This is a genomic window from Saccharospirillum sp. (genome assembly GCF_039982735.1).
Classification (GTDB): Bacteria; Pseudomonadota; Gammaproteobacteria; order Pseudomonadales; family Natronospirillaceae; genus Saccharospirillum.
The window spans coordinates 74,599-89,302 of record NZ_JBDWXV010000015.1 but is presented as its reverse complement, the minus strand read 5'-3'; the positions used below and the strand labels follow the sequence as shown (position 1 = coordinate 89,302).

Sequence of the window (14,704 nt, the reverse complement as noted above, 5' to 3'; positions counted from 1 at the left end):
TTGCCATCCGAAGGTGTCCGAGCTCCGAAACTGGAGTTAGGTGCCTATTCCACCCGGCTGGTCAAGGTACCATCACGCAACAGGGTGGTGATGCGGTCTCCGCTTTTGGTTTGGCTGGCCTGTTGAATAACCTTGCCATCTTCTGCCCGGGTAATGCTGTAACCGCGCTCCAGAGTATTCAGAGGCGAGAGCGTGTTTAGCTGACCAGCCAGCGTGGCCAGTTGCTGCCGACGCGGTTTCAACTGTTCCAAGCCAAGTCGTTGCAACCGCTGCCTCCACTGGCCCAGTCTCTGTTGATCGGCTTTCAACTGCGTCAGCGGGCTGGCCCGGTGCAGACGTTTCTCCAGAGACTCGAAGCGTTGGCTGCGCAGTTTTTGCTGGTTTTGCAAGGCGTGAACCAGGCGCCGCTCGCGGTCGTCGAGCCGTTGTTGCCATTCGCGCAACAGGGTACCCGGGTCGCGCAGGCGCTGGCGCAAATGTGACAGGCGTTGCTGAGCATGTTGGCTGATGGTCAGCCAGCGTCGTACCAGTTGGTCGCGCCGGTGGCTGATCTGGCCATACAGGTCGGCCTGGTCCGGGCTGACCAGTTCGGCCGCCTGCGACGGGGTCGCGGCCCGCACGTCGGCCACAAAATCACTGATCGACACATCCACTTCATGGCCAACGGCCGAGACAATGGGCAGGCGTGAAGCAAACATAGCCCGTGCCACCCCCTCGTCGTTAAAGCTCCACAAATCTTCCAGTGAACCACCGCCACGGCCCACAATTAGCACGTCGACCTGGTTCAGCCGGTTGGCGGTTTCGATGGCGTTGATGATCTGCCCTGGGGCCTCGGCACCCTGTACCTGAACCGGGTAAAGAATCACGCTGATCGCCGGAAAGCGACGTTTCAGCACGGTCAGAATGTCATGCAGGGCTGCTCCGGTGCGGGAGGTGACAATGCCGACGCGGTGAATGACCGCTGGCAGGGGTTGCTTGTGCTCGGGTGCAAACAGACCCTCACGTTCCAGTTTCTCTTTCAGCTTGAAAAAGGCCGCCTGTAGGGCACCTTCGCCCTCCGGCTGAATGCTGGACACGATGATCTGGTAATCGCCACGGCCTTCATAGAGGCTCAGTTTCCCACGCAGCAGCACCTGGTCGCCTTCTTTGGGCTTGTAGGCCGAGCGTGCCAGAACCGACTTGAACAGGGCGCAGCGAATCTGGGCGCCCTGATCTTTCAGGGTGAAATACACATGGCCCGACGCCGGGCGCGAGACATTGGACAGCTCGCCCGTGACCGGTACGGCCGGGTACTGGGTTTCCAGCAAAAATTTCACCTGGCGGTTAAGCTGGCTGACGGTCAGGGGGGCATTTGGCTCGGCAAGGCTCATGAACAATGGAATCCGAAGGCGGGTCTAACCAGGCAAAACCACCCTCTGACAGGGCGTGAACAGGCAGGGCAGGCCGGAAAGAACCCGGTGCATTTACCGCGACCGCATTAAGGTACGGTATATAAGCGCGTTATTTAACCACAAAACTTTGTTTGCAGGCAAAACTGGTTATAATGCCGCCGCAACTCGGACCTGATGCTAATCAGGTCGTTTCCCACACACCCCGGAGGGAAGTCCACCATGTTGCGCATTGCCGAAACCGCCCTAACCTTTGACGACGTCTTGCTTGTACCCGGTTATTCCGAGGTATTGCCCAAAGATGTAACGCTCAAAACCCAGTTAACCCGCAACATCAGCCTTAATATTCCTCTGGTGTCTTCTGCCATGGATACCGTAACCGAAGCGCGTCTGGCCATCGCCATGGCCCAGGAAGGTGGCATCGGCATCATCCACAAGGCCATGACTATAGAAAAGCAGGCCCAGCAGGTAAGGCTGACCAAGAAATTCGAAGCAGGTGTAGTACGCGATCCCATCACCATCGATAAATCAGCCAGTGTGCGTGAGTTGCTGGCACTGACCCGGGAGAACAACATCTCCGGCGTTCCGGTGATGGAAGGCGACGATCTGGTAGGCATCGTCACTAGCCGTGATGTCCGGTTCGAAAAGAACCTGGATGCCCGCATTGAAACCGTCATGACAGGGCGCGATCAGTTGGTAACAGTGAAAGAAGGGGTCAGCCCCCAGGAAGTACGCGATCTGTTGCATGAATACCGCATTGAAAAGGTGCTGGTCGTTGATGACGATTTCCAGCTTCGCGGACTGATGACGGTGAAAGACATCAATAAAGCCGAAGCCTATCCAAACGCCTGCAAGGATTCAGATGGCCGCTTGCGCGTCGGCGCCGCTGTTGGTACTGGTCCGGAAACACCCGACCGGGTTGACGCCCTGGTGCGTGCCGGAGTCGATGTCATCGTGGTCGATACCGCCCATGGTCACTCAAAGGGTGTGATCGACCGGGTACGCTGGGTTAAGGAAAACTACCCGCAGGTTGACGTCATTGGCGGTAACATTGCTACGGCTGACGCTGCGCTCGCCCTGGCGGAAGCCGGAGCTGACGGCGTAAAAGTCGGTATCGGCCCGGGCTCTATCTGCACGACCCGCATCGTCGCTGGCGTCGGTGTGCCGCAAGTGTCAGCGGTTGCCAATGTGTCTGCCGTGTTGCGTGATAAAGGCATCCCGGTCATCGCCGATGGCGGTATCCGCTTCTCAGGCGACCTGGCCAAGGCTATTGTTGCTGGTGCCTCGGTCATCATGGCCGGCAGCATGTTTGCCGGTACCGATGAATCTCCGGGTGAAGTGGAATTGTTCCAGGGCCGGGCTTACAAAAGCTACCGCGGCATGGGGTCCATTGGTGCCATGGGCCAGTCTCAGGGCTCCAGTGATCGCTATTTTCAGACCGTGGAAAGCGGCGTTGAAAAACTGGTCCCCGAGGGTATTGAGGGTCGTATCGCCGTAAAAGGACCACTGCACGCTGTTGTGCACCAACTGATGGGCGGGCTTCGTGCCTCCATGGGCTATACCGGTTGCCGTACCATCGAAGAGATGCGCACTAAACCAGAGTTTGTGCAGATCACCGGGGCGGGCATCAAGGAATCTCACGTTCACGACGTGCAGATTACCAAAGAAGCGCCGAACTACCGGGTCAGCTAAGCCCGACTCAAGAGCGGCCCGCGGGCCGCTTTGTTGTTTAATTCGAATCAAACCTCATTCAGAACAACCAGCCGGAACCCGCCATGAGCCACCTCGACATTCATGCCCAGAACATCCTCATTCTCGATTTCGGATCCCAGTACACCCAGTTGATCGGCCGCCGAGTGCGCGAAATTGGCGTTTATTGCGAAATCCGCCCGTACGACATGACCGATGATGAAGTCCGCGAGTTCAACCCGAACGGCATCATCATTTCTGGCGGCCCGGAATCGGTTCACGCCAAGGATTCTCCGCGCGCGCCCCAGGCCGTGTTTGAACTGGGCGTGCCGGTGCTGGGTATCTGCTATGGCATGCAAACCATGGCCGAACAGCTGGGCGGCTCGGTGATTGGGTCCAAAGAACAGGAGTTCGGCTATGCCGAGGTGCAGGTCGATACCGCTTCACGCCTGCTCGATGGCCTGAACGATCGCAACTCAGGCGAATTGAGCTTTCTGGATGTCTGGATGAGCCATGGCGACAAGGTCAGCGCCATGCCGGAAGGCTTCTCGCTGATGGCCTCGACCCCAAGCTGCCCCATTGCCGGTATGGCCGACGATGAGCGCCGCTTCTACGGCGTCCAGTTCCACCCGGAAGTGACCCACACCCTGAAAGGTCTGGAAATTCTGGAGCGTTTTGTGCGAACCCTGTGTGGCCTTGATGCGCTCTGGACACCCGCCAATATCATCGACGATCTGGTCGACAAGGTGCGCGAACAGGTGGGAAGCCAGCATGTACTGCTGGGTTTGTCCGGCGGTGTGGATTCATCCGTTGTAGCAGCGCTGTTGCACAAAGCCATTGGCGACCAACTGACTTGCGTGTTCGTCGACAATGGCCTGCTTCGCAAGAACGAAGGCGACCAGGTCATGGCCACTTTTGCTCGCGAAATGGGCGTTAAAGTCATCCGCGTTAACGCCGAAGAACGTTTCCTGAATGCCCTGGCCGGCGAAGCCGACCCGGAAAAGAAGCGCAAGATCATCGGCCATCAGTTCATTGAAGTGTTCGATGAAGAAGCCTCAAAAATTCACGACGTCGCCTTCCTGGCTCAGGGCACAATCTACCCGGATGTCATCGAATCAGCCGCTTCAAAGACTGGCAAGGCGCACGTTATTAAATCCCACCACAACGTCGGTGGCTTACCGGAAGAGATGGCCCTGAAACTGGTCGAACCGCTGCGCGAACTGTTCAAGGACGAAGTGCGCAAAATCGGCCTGGAACTCGGCTTGCATTACGACATGGTCTACCGCCACCCCTTCCCGGGCCCGGGCCTGGGCGTGCGCATTCTCGGCGAAGTTAAGAAAGAATACGCCGACCTGCTGCGCGAAGCCGATGCTATTTTCATCGAAGAACTGCACCGTGCCGACTGGTACCACAAAACGTCCCAGGCCTTTGCGGTGTTCCTGCCCGTCAAATCCGTCGGCGTCGTCGGCGATGGCCGCCGTTATGAATGGGTCATCGCCGTTCGGGCGGTGGAAACCATCGACTTCATGACGGCCCGCTGGGCACACCTGCCGTATGAAATGATGGAGCGGGTGAGTAACCGCATTATCAATGAAATATCCGGTGTCTCACGAGTGGTGTATGACATTTCCGGAAAGCCGCCAGCGACCATTGAGTGGGAATGACAGATCGCTGATGTATCTGCGTGAACTGAACGGTTTGAATGCCGCCGGTAACGAGCCGATCAGTCCGGAGTAGTCAGCCGAATGCGGTGAGCATACCAGCCAAGCTCACCGCAACACGGCATGTCGCCGTCAAGTTTGATCGTTTTACGCCAGGATCTACTCTGGTCTGGGTTGGCGGTAGTCGGTATTGAGGGAGTAGTGAGTGTGGCCGGTAACGACGCGGGTAAGTTGGATGACAGGTCTGCTATGCGGTTGGCACTCAGCCAGGCCCGGCTGGCAGCCGCCGAAGGCGAAGTGCCGGTTGGCGCGGTCGTGGTGCTCGATGGCGAGGTGATCGCTTCGGGCTATAATCGCCCGATCGGTTCACTGGACCCGAGTCAGCATGCCGAAATGCAGGCCATCCGACAGGCGTGTCTCGCGGTTGGGAACTACCGTTTGCCGGGTGCGACGCTGTATGTAACGGTCGAACCCTGTACCATGTGCACCGGTTTGCTGGTGCACAGCCGCATAGCACGGTTGGTATATGGCGCGGTCGAGCCCAAGAGTGGCGCGGTTGCTTCCAATCTGAATCTGTTGCATAACGGCCCCTACAATCACCGTATTGACGTGACCGGTGGCATTCTCGCCGAAGAATGTTCGACCCTGATGTCTGACTTCTTTGCCGAGCGGCGTGCCCGCCAGAAGGCGCTGAAGCAGACCGCTGGTGCTGCAAAGCCCGAATCTTGATCTACGCTTTACCCTTTATCGTCGAGCCTCCCCTAACCGGTTTTTGTTTCCCGACAAGGATTTTATGACCGACATCACCACACTGAGTTTTGCTCAGAAATCGCGACGGTTGTCGCCGATGTACGCCGCCTATTTCACGTTGTTCGGCGTTTTTACCCCTTATCTGGCGCGTTATCTTACCGCTCAGGGGCTGACACCCCAGCAAATTGGCGTCATCGTTGCCACGGTTTTCGGTGTTAACGTTTTTGCCCCCTTTCTGTTTACCCTCATCAGTGACCGAACCGGTCAGCGCCTGCCGCTGATTCGCATAGGCTACGTGCTGATGGGTGTTTTTTACCTGTTGGCTTTAAAAAGCGGCGATTTTTTCTGGTATCTGACGGTATTCGGGCTTTTTGGCGTCTTTATGTCGGCGGTGTTACCTCAGATGGAGGGGGTGGCGCTAAACGTTCTGGGCAAAGACCGGTCCCGCTATGGTCAGATCCGTCTCTGGGGCTCGGCCGGTTATGTGGTGATTGTCTGGACGCTGGGTGCAGCATTGGACCGGTATCCGGTCACCATTTTACCTGTCATCGGCGCCGTGCTCTGTGGTCTGATGTGGGCCTCCACCTGGCTTATTCCGAAAGAGACCCGGTTGCGCGCTGAAGACAGAAAAGCCTCAAAAGGGCTTGAAAATGCCTTTATCGACTGGCCACAGGTGGTTGTATTGATGGCGGTTGTGTTTCTGTGGCAACTGGGCCTGGCGCCCTACAACACTTTCTTTGATCTGTTCTTGAAAGACCGGGGCTTCAGTGCAACGACCATCGGGTTTCTGATCAGCTTCGGCTCTATATGTGAAATTGTGGTGTTTCTGTTTATTGCTGGCTGGTTTCAACGCTTCAGTGAGCGGCTGCTGATTGTTTTTGCCCTGGGCATTACGGTGGTACGCTGGATTCTGCTGGCCAATTTGGAGCAAAGCTTCGCCTCGGCATTGCTGATTCAGGGCATGCACGCCCTGACGTTTGGCGTGGTGCACTCGGTTGCGATTCACCGGGTAGGGCGGCTGTTCCCTCCTAGCCGACAAGGGCTTGGCCAGGGCCTGTATGTCTCGATGGGCATGGGTGTTGGGCTGATCTGCGGCAACCTGATTGCCGGTTGGCTGTGGCAGGGCACCGGCATTGTGTATTGGTTTGCCGCTGCTATGGCGCTGGTGGCCACCTTGCTGGCCTATTTTGGGTTCAAGCCCATCCGCAGCCAGGGGTAGTGCCAGAGCTGCGAATGGACATGCTTCAATGTCGGGGTACTTTCAGCAGTTTTCGGTACAGACTGACATAGGCTTTGGCCGCTGTTGCCCATTCAAAGCGCTGTTTCATGGCGGTGCGTTGCATGCCAAGCCAGACTTCTGGCTGTTCCTGATAGACACGAATCAAACGGTGCAATTCGCTGATCAGGGCGTCCGGTGTTGGGTCGGCAAACATGAACCCGGTTGCCTTGCTGGCATTGGTGCCATCGTCGGCCAGCGGGACGACCGTGTCTTTCAGGCCTCCGACTGCCCGCACCAGGGGCAGGGTGGCGTAGCGCAGGCTGTAAATTTGGTTCAACCCACATGGCTCGAAAATCGAGGGCATCAGAAACGCGTCGCCGCCGGCTTCGAGCCGATGAGCCAGGGCATTGTCGTAGCCCTCCACGAAGGCGACCCGTGTAGGGTATTCCCGTGCCAGCCGGTGCAGTTGGGCCGCCAGGTTCACATCGCCCGAACCGAGCAGGGCAACCTGGGCATCGGTACGGCGCAAGGTTTCCCACAGCGCTGGAATCAACAGATTAAAGCCTTTCTGATCGGCCAGCCGGCTGATCGACACCAGCAAGGGGGCGTCGCCTTCTGCAAGCCCAAGTTCCTGTTTCAGCAACGCTTTGCAGCGGGCTTTACCGCCATCGTTCGGGCTGCTGAAATGTGTCGGTAGGTCCGGGTCGGTTTCCGGCGACCATTGACCATAGTCACAGCCGTTGAGAATACCGCTCAGGGCGTCGGCCCGTTCACGGAAGATGGGCCCCAGTCCGTGGCTGCCGAGATCGCTGAGCAATTCACCTGCGTAACCCGGGCTGACCGCGTTGATGGCATCGGCAAACCGAATCCCGCCCTTGAGCAGGTTGATCTGGCCGTGGTCCTCGAAGGCACCCGGGTGGAAAAACTGTTCGTGAATACCCAGAGTTCGTAACCAGCCAGAGCTGCATTGTCCCTGATACGCCGCATTGTGGAGCGTCAGAACGGAACGGCTGTGAGCAAAGAAGGGGTCATAGCGAAAGTGCTCGGCCAGATAAAAGCAGGCCAGAGCAGCTTGCCAGTCATTGGCGTGCACAATATCGGGTTGCCAGTCGTTGTCGCGGCACCACTGCAAGGCCCCTTTGCTGAGCAGGGCAAAGCGCCGGGCGTTGTCTTCATAAGGCGTGGCACCGTTGTCATAAATACCCGGGCGGTCGAAGCTGTCGCTGTGCTCGATCTGCACAGTGGGTATGCCCTGGTGCTCGCCGGTGCGGGTGGCCACCCAGGTTTCCTCGAACGCATTCAGATGAACACAAAGACTCTGGTGCGGCCACTGCGACCAGACGGCACGGGTTTTGGCATAGGCGGGCGTAATCAGTCGGACGTCATGCCCGAGACGCACCAGCTCGGCTGGCAGGGCGCGGGCGACATCGGCCAGCCCGCCTGTTTTTACCAACCCCTCGACTTCAGAGGCAATGACTAGAACCTTCAGGGGGGATTTATTCGAAGCCAACCTGGGCTCCTTTTGGAATGGTGATGATGCCGTTCGGCGAAACGTGGAAGCGCTGGCGATCGTGCTCGGGGTCTTCGCCGATAACCGTACCCGGAGCAATGTTCACGTTCTTATCGATGATGGCGCGGCGTATGCGGCAACCGCGACCGATGTCGTTGTTGCCCATCATCACGCAATTGTCGACATAGGCATGGCTGTGAACATGGCAGTTGTAGCCCAGAATACTGCGGTGCACGATGCTACCGGAGATGATACAGCCGCCGGATACAATGGAGCTGATCGCCTGGCCAGTCCTGTTGGCTTCGTCGTGTACGAACTTGGCGGGCGGAACGGCCGGATGGTAGCTGCGCAGCGGCCAGTGCTTGTTGTAAAGGTCGAAGGGGGGCTCGACTGCCAGCAAATCCATGTTCGCTTCGTACAGGGAATCGAGTGTGCCCACATCTCGCCAGTAACCGCTGGTGTGTTCCAGCTCACCGCGGATCACGTTGGTTGAGAAGTCATAGACGTACACCACACCGGCCTTGTACAGGTCGGGAATGATGTTGTGGCCGAAGTCGTGCACGGAATCGGAGCTTTCGGCGTCTTCTCTCAGGCACTGCACCATGGTGGGCGCGTCGAAGACATAGTTGCCCATGCTGGCCAGCACGTAGTCGGGTCGGCCGGGAATGGTTTTCGGGTCTTTTTTTGGCTTTTCCTGAAAGCCAATCATCTTGTTGTTTTCATCGATTTCGATGATGCCAAACTGGTCGGCCTGGCTGATGTGAACCGGAATGGCTGCAACGGTGAGCTTGGCGTCGTCGAAACCGCGGTGAAATTCCACCATCTGGCGGACATCCATCTTGTAGATGTGGTCGCCCCCGAACACGCAGACAACTTCCGGATCCATGCCTTCAATGAGTTCGATGTTCTGATAAATGGCATCGGCGGTGCCCTGGTACCAGTGCTTGCCCATTTGCATCTGGGCCGGTATCGGGTCGATGAACCGGTTGGTCAGCCCGGTCACGCGCCAGCGCCGGCTCATGTGCTTCATCAGCGAATGGGATTTGAACTGGGTCAGAACGAAAATTTGCAGCAGATCCGAGTTGACGAAGTTGTTCAACACGAAGTCTATGATGCGGTAGTTGCCGCCGAACGGTACCGCCGGTTTTGCTCGGACCGAAGTAAGCGGTGCCAGGCGGGTGCCCTCGCCACCGGCCAGAATCATCGAGAGTATGCCGGACATAATGTATCCCTTTTTCAGTCTGTCTTGTTGTTGTGTGATGCGCCTGACCTGCCAATGAGTCCTGAGACGGCCGGCAGGTGAGTGTTTGGCGATAGCTGTTCAAAATCAGTGTAGGCAAAAGCGCATTGATTTGCCGTTAGTTTCTTGCTTAATTTTTTCTAAATACACGGGTGTCAGGCCCCGAACACCATGCCAAGGGAGCCGAAGAATACGTCAGACCCCCAGGGGTTGGTCCGGTTCCGGTCGTAATAAACCAGTGCAGCTACCACCGCAGTGACAACCAGCAGAAAGAGCAGAAGCTTTTTATACATGGGACATCGTCATCCTGGAAAGGTGCGTTTCATTGTGTACCGAATCTTTTCGTGTTGGCAAGGCATGAGGTCTGCCTGATGCTTCTGATTCTGGTAAACTGGCGCCGTTTTTATCGGTTTACTGACGTGAGGATGAACATGAAAGCGCCTTTTGAGAAATCGCTGAGCTGGTCGGTTGGCATGCTGATGCTGGTTCTGGCCGGTTCGGCGGTGGCGGAAACGGAAGGCTCAGGGGAGGCAGCCATCGCCCTTTCTGAGACGGCAAAAATTCGCCTGGTGCCGTTGGTGGACCAGACCCTGACGGAATCTGGGACGGTCACGGTTCAGCCCGAAGACGATGGCAGCCCGGAGGGCGCACTGAGTGAGGCGTTGCCACGCCACTGTCTGATGTCGGTGCGGGTATCGCTCGGGGGTGACGCGGCACAGCTGGAAGCCGGCAAAATGGTCTGTGTCACCGAAGACCGGCGTATTCTGGAACTGACACCAGAAGCGACGATTGAAGGGCTGGGTGAGTGCCAGGCCTCCGGCGGTGCTGACTGTGGCCGCTTTGTGATCAGCGCAGAGCAATACGGAACCCTGTCGCTGCAAACGGCAGGCAGGCTGGTGCCTCAACCTCGTAACGAGCAGAACTGACGCGCACGAAGTACTGGCTTGCCGTCGCCTGTCAGGGGCGGCTCAGGCGGATGTGGTCGGGGTAGGGAAAAATATCGGCGACCACACCCGCGTTCAGTTCATCTTGAACCCCGCGCCAGTAGTCTGCATCCAGCAAGGCGGCGTGGTAAGTCACAAAGTAGCGCTCCAGCCGGGCTTCGTTGAAGAGGAAGGTGGCAAACTCTTCCGGAAAAATATCGTTCGGTGCCACGCTGTACCAGGGTTCACTGGCCATTTCGTCTTCCGGGTAGCGTGGTGGCGGAATCCGGCGAAAATTGCAGTTGGTCACCCAGTCGATTTCATCGTAGTCGTAGAAAATCACCCGTCCGTGGCGCGTTACCCCGAAATTCTTTAATAGCATGTCACCAGGAAAGATGTTGGCCGCTGCCAGCTCCCGTATAGCCTGGCCGTATTCCCGGAGAACGGCTTCCTGTTGCGTTTCCCGGGTCGGGTCTTCCAGATAGAGGTTGAGCGGGATCATCCGGCGCTCGATGTAGCAGTGGTTGATGATCAACTGGTCGTTTTCAAAGCGAATACTCGATTCCGCCACCCGAGCCAGCTCTTGCTGCAACTCTTCCGAAACGCGATCCAGAGGCAGAGCAACCTTGGAAAACTCCCAGGTATCGGCCATGCGACCCACCCGATCGTGCTGCTTGACCCGGTGATATTGGTTTTTGACATGCTGACGCGTCATGTCTTTCTGGGGAGCAAACTTGTCTTTGATGATCTTGAACACATAGGGGTAGGAGGGCAGGGTAAAGACCGTCATCACCATGCCCTTGATACCCGGTGCGATTTCGAACTGATCGTCGCTGACCGCCATGTGCTGTAGCAGCTCGCGATAAAACTGGGTTTTCCCCTGCTTGTGCAACCCGATCGATGAGTAGAGCTCGGCCCGGGTTTTGGTGGGCATCAGCTTGCGCAAAAAATTGACGATGGCCATGGGGCTGCCGGTGTCCACAAAGAAATAGGCCCGGGCAAAGCCGAATACGATGGCCATGGCATTGCTGTCGAGCAGCAGGGTGTCGGCATAGAGGAAACCGTCTTCGTTGTTCAGCACTGGCACAATAAAGGGCAGTGTCCGGTTGGACAGGTTCAACCGCCCGATCAGATAACAGGCCTTGTTGCGAAAAAACGGCGTGGTGATCAGGTCGATGCTGTATTTGGAGGCGGTTTTGGCCAGCTCCGGTTCCTGAGTCCGGAACCGGTGAATCAGGTGCCGGACGTCCCGGTGGGCGTTCTCGAACGGCAGGCCGATGTCCATGTCTTTCAGCAGTTGCAGTATGGTCGCTTCCAGATTGCCATCGACCGTGTAGCGGCGCACCAGGTCTTCGTCGGTCTCATAATGCCGCCACAGTGCATCGGATTCGACGAAGATGTATTCATTGTTGAAATAGCGGCGGTCGAACAGCCGGCAAAAGACCGAGTTGAAGAAGGTTTCCGCCAGGTCCGGCTGTGGGTGGTGACTCAGCTGTTCACTAAGCAGTTGTTTGACACCTTGCCAGTGCTTTGGATCCAGACCTTCATTGCATTCACGCAGCGACTGAACGCACAGGTCGACCTGGGCATCATAGAGGTCGACCCGGTCTCGGTGAATGGCTTGCAGCTCAAGCCATTGAGCGTTCAAAAAGCCCTGATGGGCACGCTGGCAGTAAGAGCGGAAAATCTGATAGTGCTGGTCGAACCCGGCCAGAATGCGCCCGGCCAGACGAACAGAGGGTGACTCAGTCGTAGACATTCTTTTTCTTCCAGCTTTCCTGATCATCAATCAAGCCTTCCATATCGGCCGCCAGTCGCTCTGCCTGACCACTGGACTGGGCTTTGCGATCGTTACGCCAGGCTTCAATGATTTGTTGCAGGCGGGTACGCAGCTCAATCTCTTCCTGCTTGAACAACGGCGCCTGGCGCGAGGTGGCGATGGTATCAATGGCTTTCTGGTAAGCGACGCGCGCCTCCCTGAAGTGCTTGGTCACCATGGCCTGGTCGGCGCGGGTCTTGAAATAATCGAGGGCCGTTTCAACCAGTTTGTATTCCACCTGGTTCAGCAGTTTGTCGGCGTCGGTTTTGTTCAGGCGGCCACTGTCGTAATTGCGTTTAATAAATAGAAACAGGGATTTGAGCGTTTGCCGGTGCAGATTGGTCTCTTCCGAGTTCAGGCGCGGGGCTACCGCCGAAGGCGGGTTCTTGCGCAGCCGGGCGCGTTCTTTGGCCAGCTCCTGGAAATCCTCCTCCAGCAACTTGGCTTTATCGGCCGACAGAGGAATCTGTGCCTTGATGTTTTGCAGCAGCGCCTGGTAGATAAAATCGCGTAATTCGGGAGATAGAAAAGACGAAGGCAGACCACGCAATACGTTGTTCAGCTTGCGTTGCTGGTTGAGCAGGTTTTGCAGCAACTCTTTATTGGCGGCGCGGGCTTTGTGACGACCCTGGGCAATGAGCATGCCGATAACCATCAGACTGATGATGGCGACTGCGATAACACCAAGCAATGTCGTAGTGGACGCGCCCATGTGGCCTCTCATATTCTTCCAGCAGACGACCCGGCCCGGAGGGGCGGCGGCTGAACTTGGGTTGATGTTAGGGAGCCTCTGAACAACTCCCCCAGGGCTCTGCGCGAGCTAAAACGTTCTGGCACAAGGCGCACTTCGCAGCGCAATGGCCGTAGCCCTTGTCAAGAAGTGCAACGCCGGGGCAGGACGTTTTAGCCGCGCCCTCCAGGGCTTTCCGAGGAACGCTGCCACTGCGTTGGACTCATTTGAAAGGTCTAGACATTCCTGCATGAGTCCGCCTTGTAGCAACGTCCCTCGGATAAGCCAGAGCCCCGGGGGAGTTATTCAGAGGCTCCCTAGCAGTGTAATCTAAAAAAACGTATAAAAACAAAGATTTGCTTGACAGTATTCAGACTCGACCTTAAAGTTCCCACCGCTTTTGACGTGTCCCGTTCGTCTAGTGGCCTAGGACACCGCCCTTTCACGGCGGTAACAGGGGTTCGAGTCCCCTACGGGATACCACTCCAGCACCTTCCAGTGAAACCTCCTGCACACCCGTTCCCTCTTGTACCGACTGCACACAGTATAGCCTCACCTGATATTTCTGACTGCCTGTTGGGCCCATTGCCCGAGTTTGCCATCCTGTCGGGCCTCTGAGTTTTTCGACAACGCCCGAATGGAGCCACAGCCGTGACAGCCTGCGACGGAAGTGACACACTTCAGCCTATCTGCAACAGCCCAAGTGAGTGAAACGTTCATGAAGCCGGTTTATGCCTTTGGTGAAGTCCTGGTCGATGCCCTGCAAAACGGAACCGTGACTGAGCAGGGCCTGGCCATGCCTCAGGCTGTGTTTTACCCGGGTGGTGCGCCGGCCAATGCCGCTGTTGCTGCCGCGCGCCTGGGCGCACGGGCACTGTTCATTGGTCAGGTCGGCCGGGATGGCTTTGGCCATTATCTGAAAACGGCCCTTAACCACTACGGCGTCGATACCCGGTATCTGCGTTCGACCGACGCGCCCACCCCTATGGCCATGGTGACGCTCGATGACCGCGGCGAGCGCAGTTTTCAGTTTTACCGCCAGGGCACGGCCGATGTGATGCTCGCAGCCCATAAATTGCCCAACCCGGCTGAATTTGCCCCGGGCATACTGCACTGCTGTTCCAATACCCTTACCGAGCCCGGCATCCGCCGCGTCCATATTGGTTTTATCGACCGGTGCCGGGCGGCGGGCAATCTGATCAGCTTCGATGTGAATCTGCGTAAGAATCTTTGGCCCGATCAGACCAATTTCCGCGAACCGATCCAGTCAATGCTCAAACGTGCCGATGTGATCAAGGTCAGTCGTGAAGAACTGGATGAGCTATGGGATGGCGATGCCGAATCCGAGCTGGTGAGTTGGGCCTTTGCCCATGAAGCCAAGGCCATTTTTATTACCGATGGAGCCAACCCGGCGACATTGATAACGCCCGATGTCCGCCACCAAATGCCGGTGCCAGACGTTACTGTGGTTGATACTACTGGCGCCGGTGATGCGTTTTCCGGCGCTGTGCTGGTCAGTCTTTGCCAGCAAGAGACACCCGACTGGGAGGCTGCACTGAGTTTGGCCGTTAAATGCGGTGCCTGGGCGGCTGGACGGGCGGGGGCTTTTACCTCATTACCGACGGCCGACGACGTTCAGTGACCCTTATTCACAGCTCTTTTTGTTGATGGCCGCTGAATAGCTGGCTGCTTTGGTTAACAATGCTGTGTTCCGGTACAGTGCCGGTGCCGGTCTGTATTGATGTTCAGCCCGGCCGGATTGTACGATTTATCCT

12 protein-coding genes and 1 tRNA gene are annotated in these 14,704 nt (G+C 57.1%); 7 read left to right on the top strand and 6 right to left on the bottom strand.

All coding sequences use genetic code 11. From position 1 onward, the window contains the following. Window positions 1–44 precede the first annotated feature (44 nt). On the bottom strand, window positions 45–1,370 hold the full coding sequence (gene xseA, locus ABJT94_RS13850; protein WP_348476115.1) for an exodeoxyribonuclease VII large subunit: 1,326 nt from the start codon (window positions 1,368–1,370) through the stop codon (window positions 45–47). A 240-nt stretch (window positions 1,371–1,610) separates the two neighbouring features. On the opposite strand from xseA, the gene guaB reads away from it, so the two are divergent. From guaB to ABJT94_RS13830, 4 genes are all read left to right on the top strand, one after another. Further along, window positions 1,611–3,080 carry an IMP dehydrogenase gene (gene guaB / locus ABJT94_RS13845; RefSeq protein WP_348476113.1) on the top strand — a complete coding sequence of 490 codons (1,470 nt, stop codon included), beginning with the start codon at window positions 1,611–1,613 and terminating at the stop codon, window positions 3,078–3,080. 83 nt (window positions 3,081–3,163) lie between these two features. After that, window positions 3,164–4,741 carry a glutamine-hydrolyzing GMP synthase gene (gene guaA / locus ABJT94_RS13840; protein ID WP_348476112.1) on the top strand — a complete coding sequence of 526 codons (1,578 nt, stop codon included), beginning with the start codon at window positions 3,164–3,166 and terminating at the stop codon, window positions 4,739–4,741. 120 nt (window positions 4,742–4,861) lie between these two features. Continuing rightward, window positions 4,862–5,467: a tRNA adenosine(34) deaminase TadA gene (tadA, locus tag ABJT94_RS13835; protein WP_348476111.1), complete on the top strand. Its 606-nt coding sequence runs from the start codon at window positions 4,862–4,864 to the stop codon at window positions 5,465–5,467. A 64-nt stretch (window positions 5,468–5,531) separates the two neighbouring features. Then, the gene (locus tag ABJT94_RS13830) at window positions 5,532–6,707 is read left to right on the top strand and encodes an MFS transporter (RefSeq protein WP_348476110.1); all 1,176 of its coding nucleotides are present in this window, start codon (window positions 5,532–5,534) and stop codon (window positions 6,705–6,707) included. A gap of 25 nt (window positions 6,708–6,732) precedes the next feature. On the opposite strand, the gene ABJT94_RS13825 is transcribed toward ABJT94_RS13830, so the two are convergent. The 3 genes from ABJT94_RS13825 to ABJT94_RS13815 form a co-directional block, all read right to left on the bottom strand. Then, window positions 6,733–8,217: a glycogen synthase gene (locus ABJT94_RS13825; protein ID WP_348476109.1), complete on the bottom strand. Its 1,485-nt coding sequence runs from the start codon at window positions 8,215–8,217 to the stop codon at window positions 6,733–6,735. Then, a complete protein-coding gene (glgC, locus tag ABJT94_RS13820) occupies window positions 8,204–9,439 on the bottom strand; it encodes a glucose-1-phosphate adenylyltransferase (RefSeq protein WP_348476108.1) in 1,236 nt (411 codons plus the stop codon). The genes ABJT94_RS13825 and glgC overlap by 14 nt, the downstream gene beginning before the upstream one ends. Before the next feature lie 173 nt (window positions 9,440–9,612). Next, window positions 9,613–9,750 (bottom strand): hypothetical protein, encoded by a 138-nt coding sequence (locus ABJT94_RS13815; protein WP_348476107.1) that lies wholly within the window; start codon window positions 9,748–9,750, stop codon window positions 9,613–9,615. 78 nt (window positions 9,751–9,828) lie between these two features. Here ABJT94_RS13815 and ABJT94_RS13810 point away from each other — a divergent pair, with 78 nt between their 5' ends. Next, window positions 9,829–10,383 carry a hypothetical protein gene (locus ABJT94_RS13810; protein ID WP_348476106.1) on the top strand — a complete coding sequence of 185 codons (555 nt, stop codon included), beginning with the start codon at window positions 9,829–9,831 and terminating at the stop codon, window positions 10,381–10,383. 31 nt (window positions 10,384–10,414) lie between these two features. On the opposite strand, the gene aceK is transcribed toward ABJT94_RS13810, so the two are convergent. Both aceK and ABJT94_RS13800 read right to left on the bottom strand, forming a co-directional pair. Continuing rightward, a complete protein-coding gene (gene aceK, locus ABJT94_RS13805; protein WP_348476105.1) occupies window positions 10,415–12,139 on the bottom strand; it encodes a bifunctional isocitrate dehydrogenase kinase/phosphatase in 1,725 nt (574 codons plus the stop codon). Then, complete coding sequence (locus ABJT94_RS13800) at window positions 12,126–12,911, bottom strand: hypothetical protein (protein WP_348476104.1); 786 nt, start codon at window positions 12,909–12,911, stop codon at window positions 12,126–12,128. The genes aceK and ABJT94_RS13800 overlap by 14 nt, the downstream gene beginning before the upstream one ends. 425 nt (window positions 12,912–13,336) lie before the next feature. Between ABJT94_RS13800 and ABJT94_RS13795 the strand changes: the two genes are divergently transcribed. Both ABJT94_RS13795 and ABJT94_RS13790 read left to right on the top strand, forming a co-directional pair. Then, window positions 13,337–13,412, top strand: a tRNA-Glu gene (locus tag ABJT94_RS13795). Between the two features lie 235 nt (window positions 13,413–13,647). Then, window positions 13,648–14,571, top strand: coding sequence for a carbohydrate kinase (locus tag ABJT94_RS13790; protein WP_348476103.1), 924 nt, complete (start codon window positions 13,648–13,650; stop codon window positions 14,569–14,571). Window positions 14,572–14,704 lie beyond the last annotated feature (133 nt).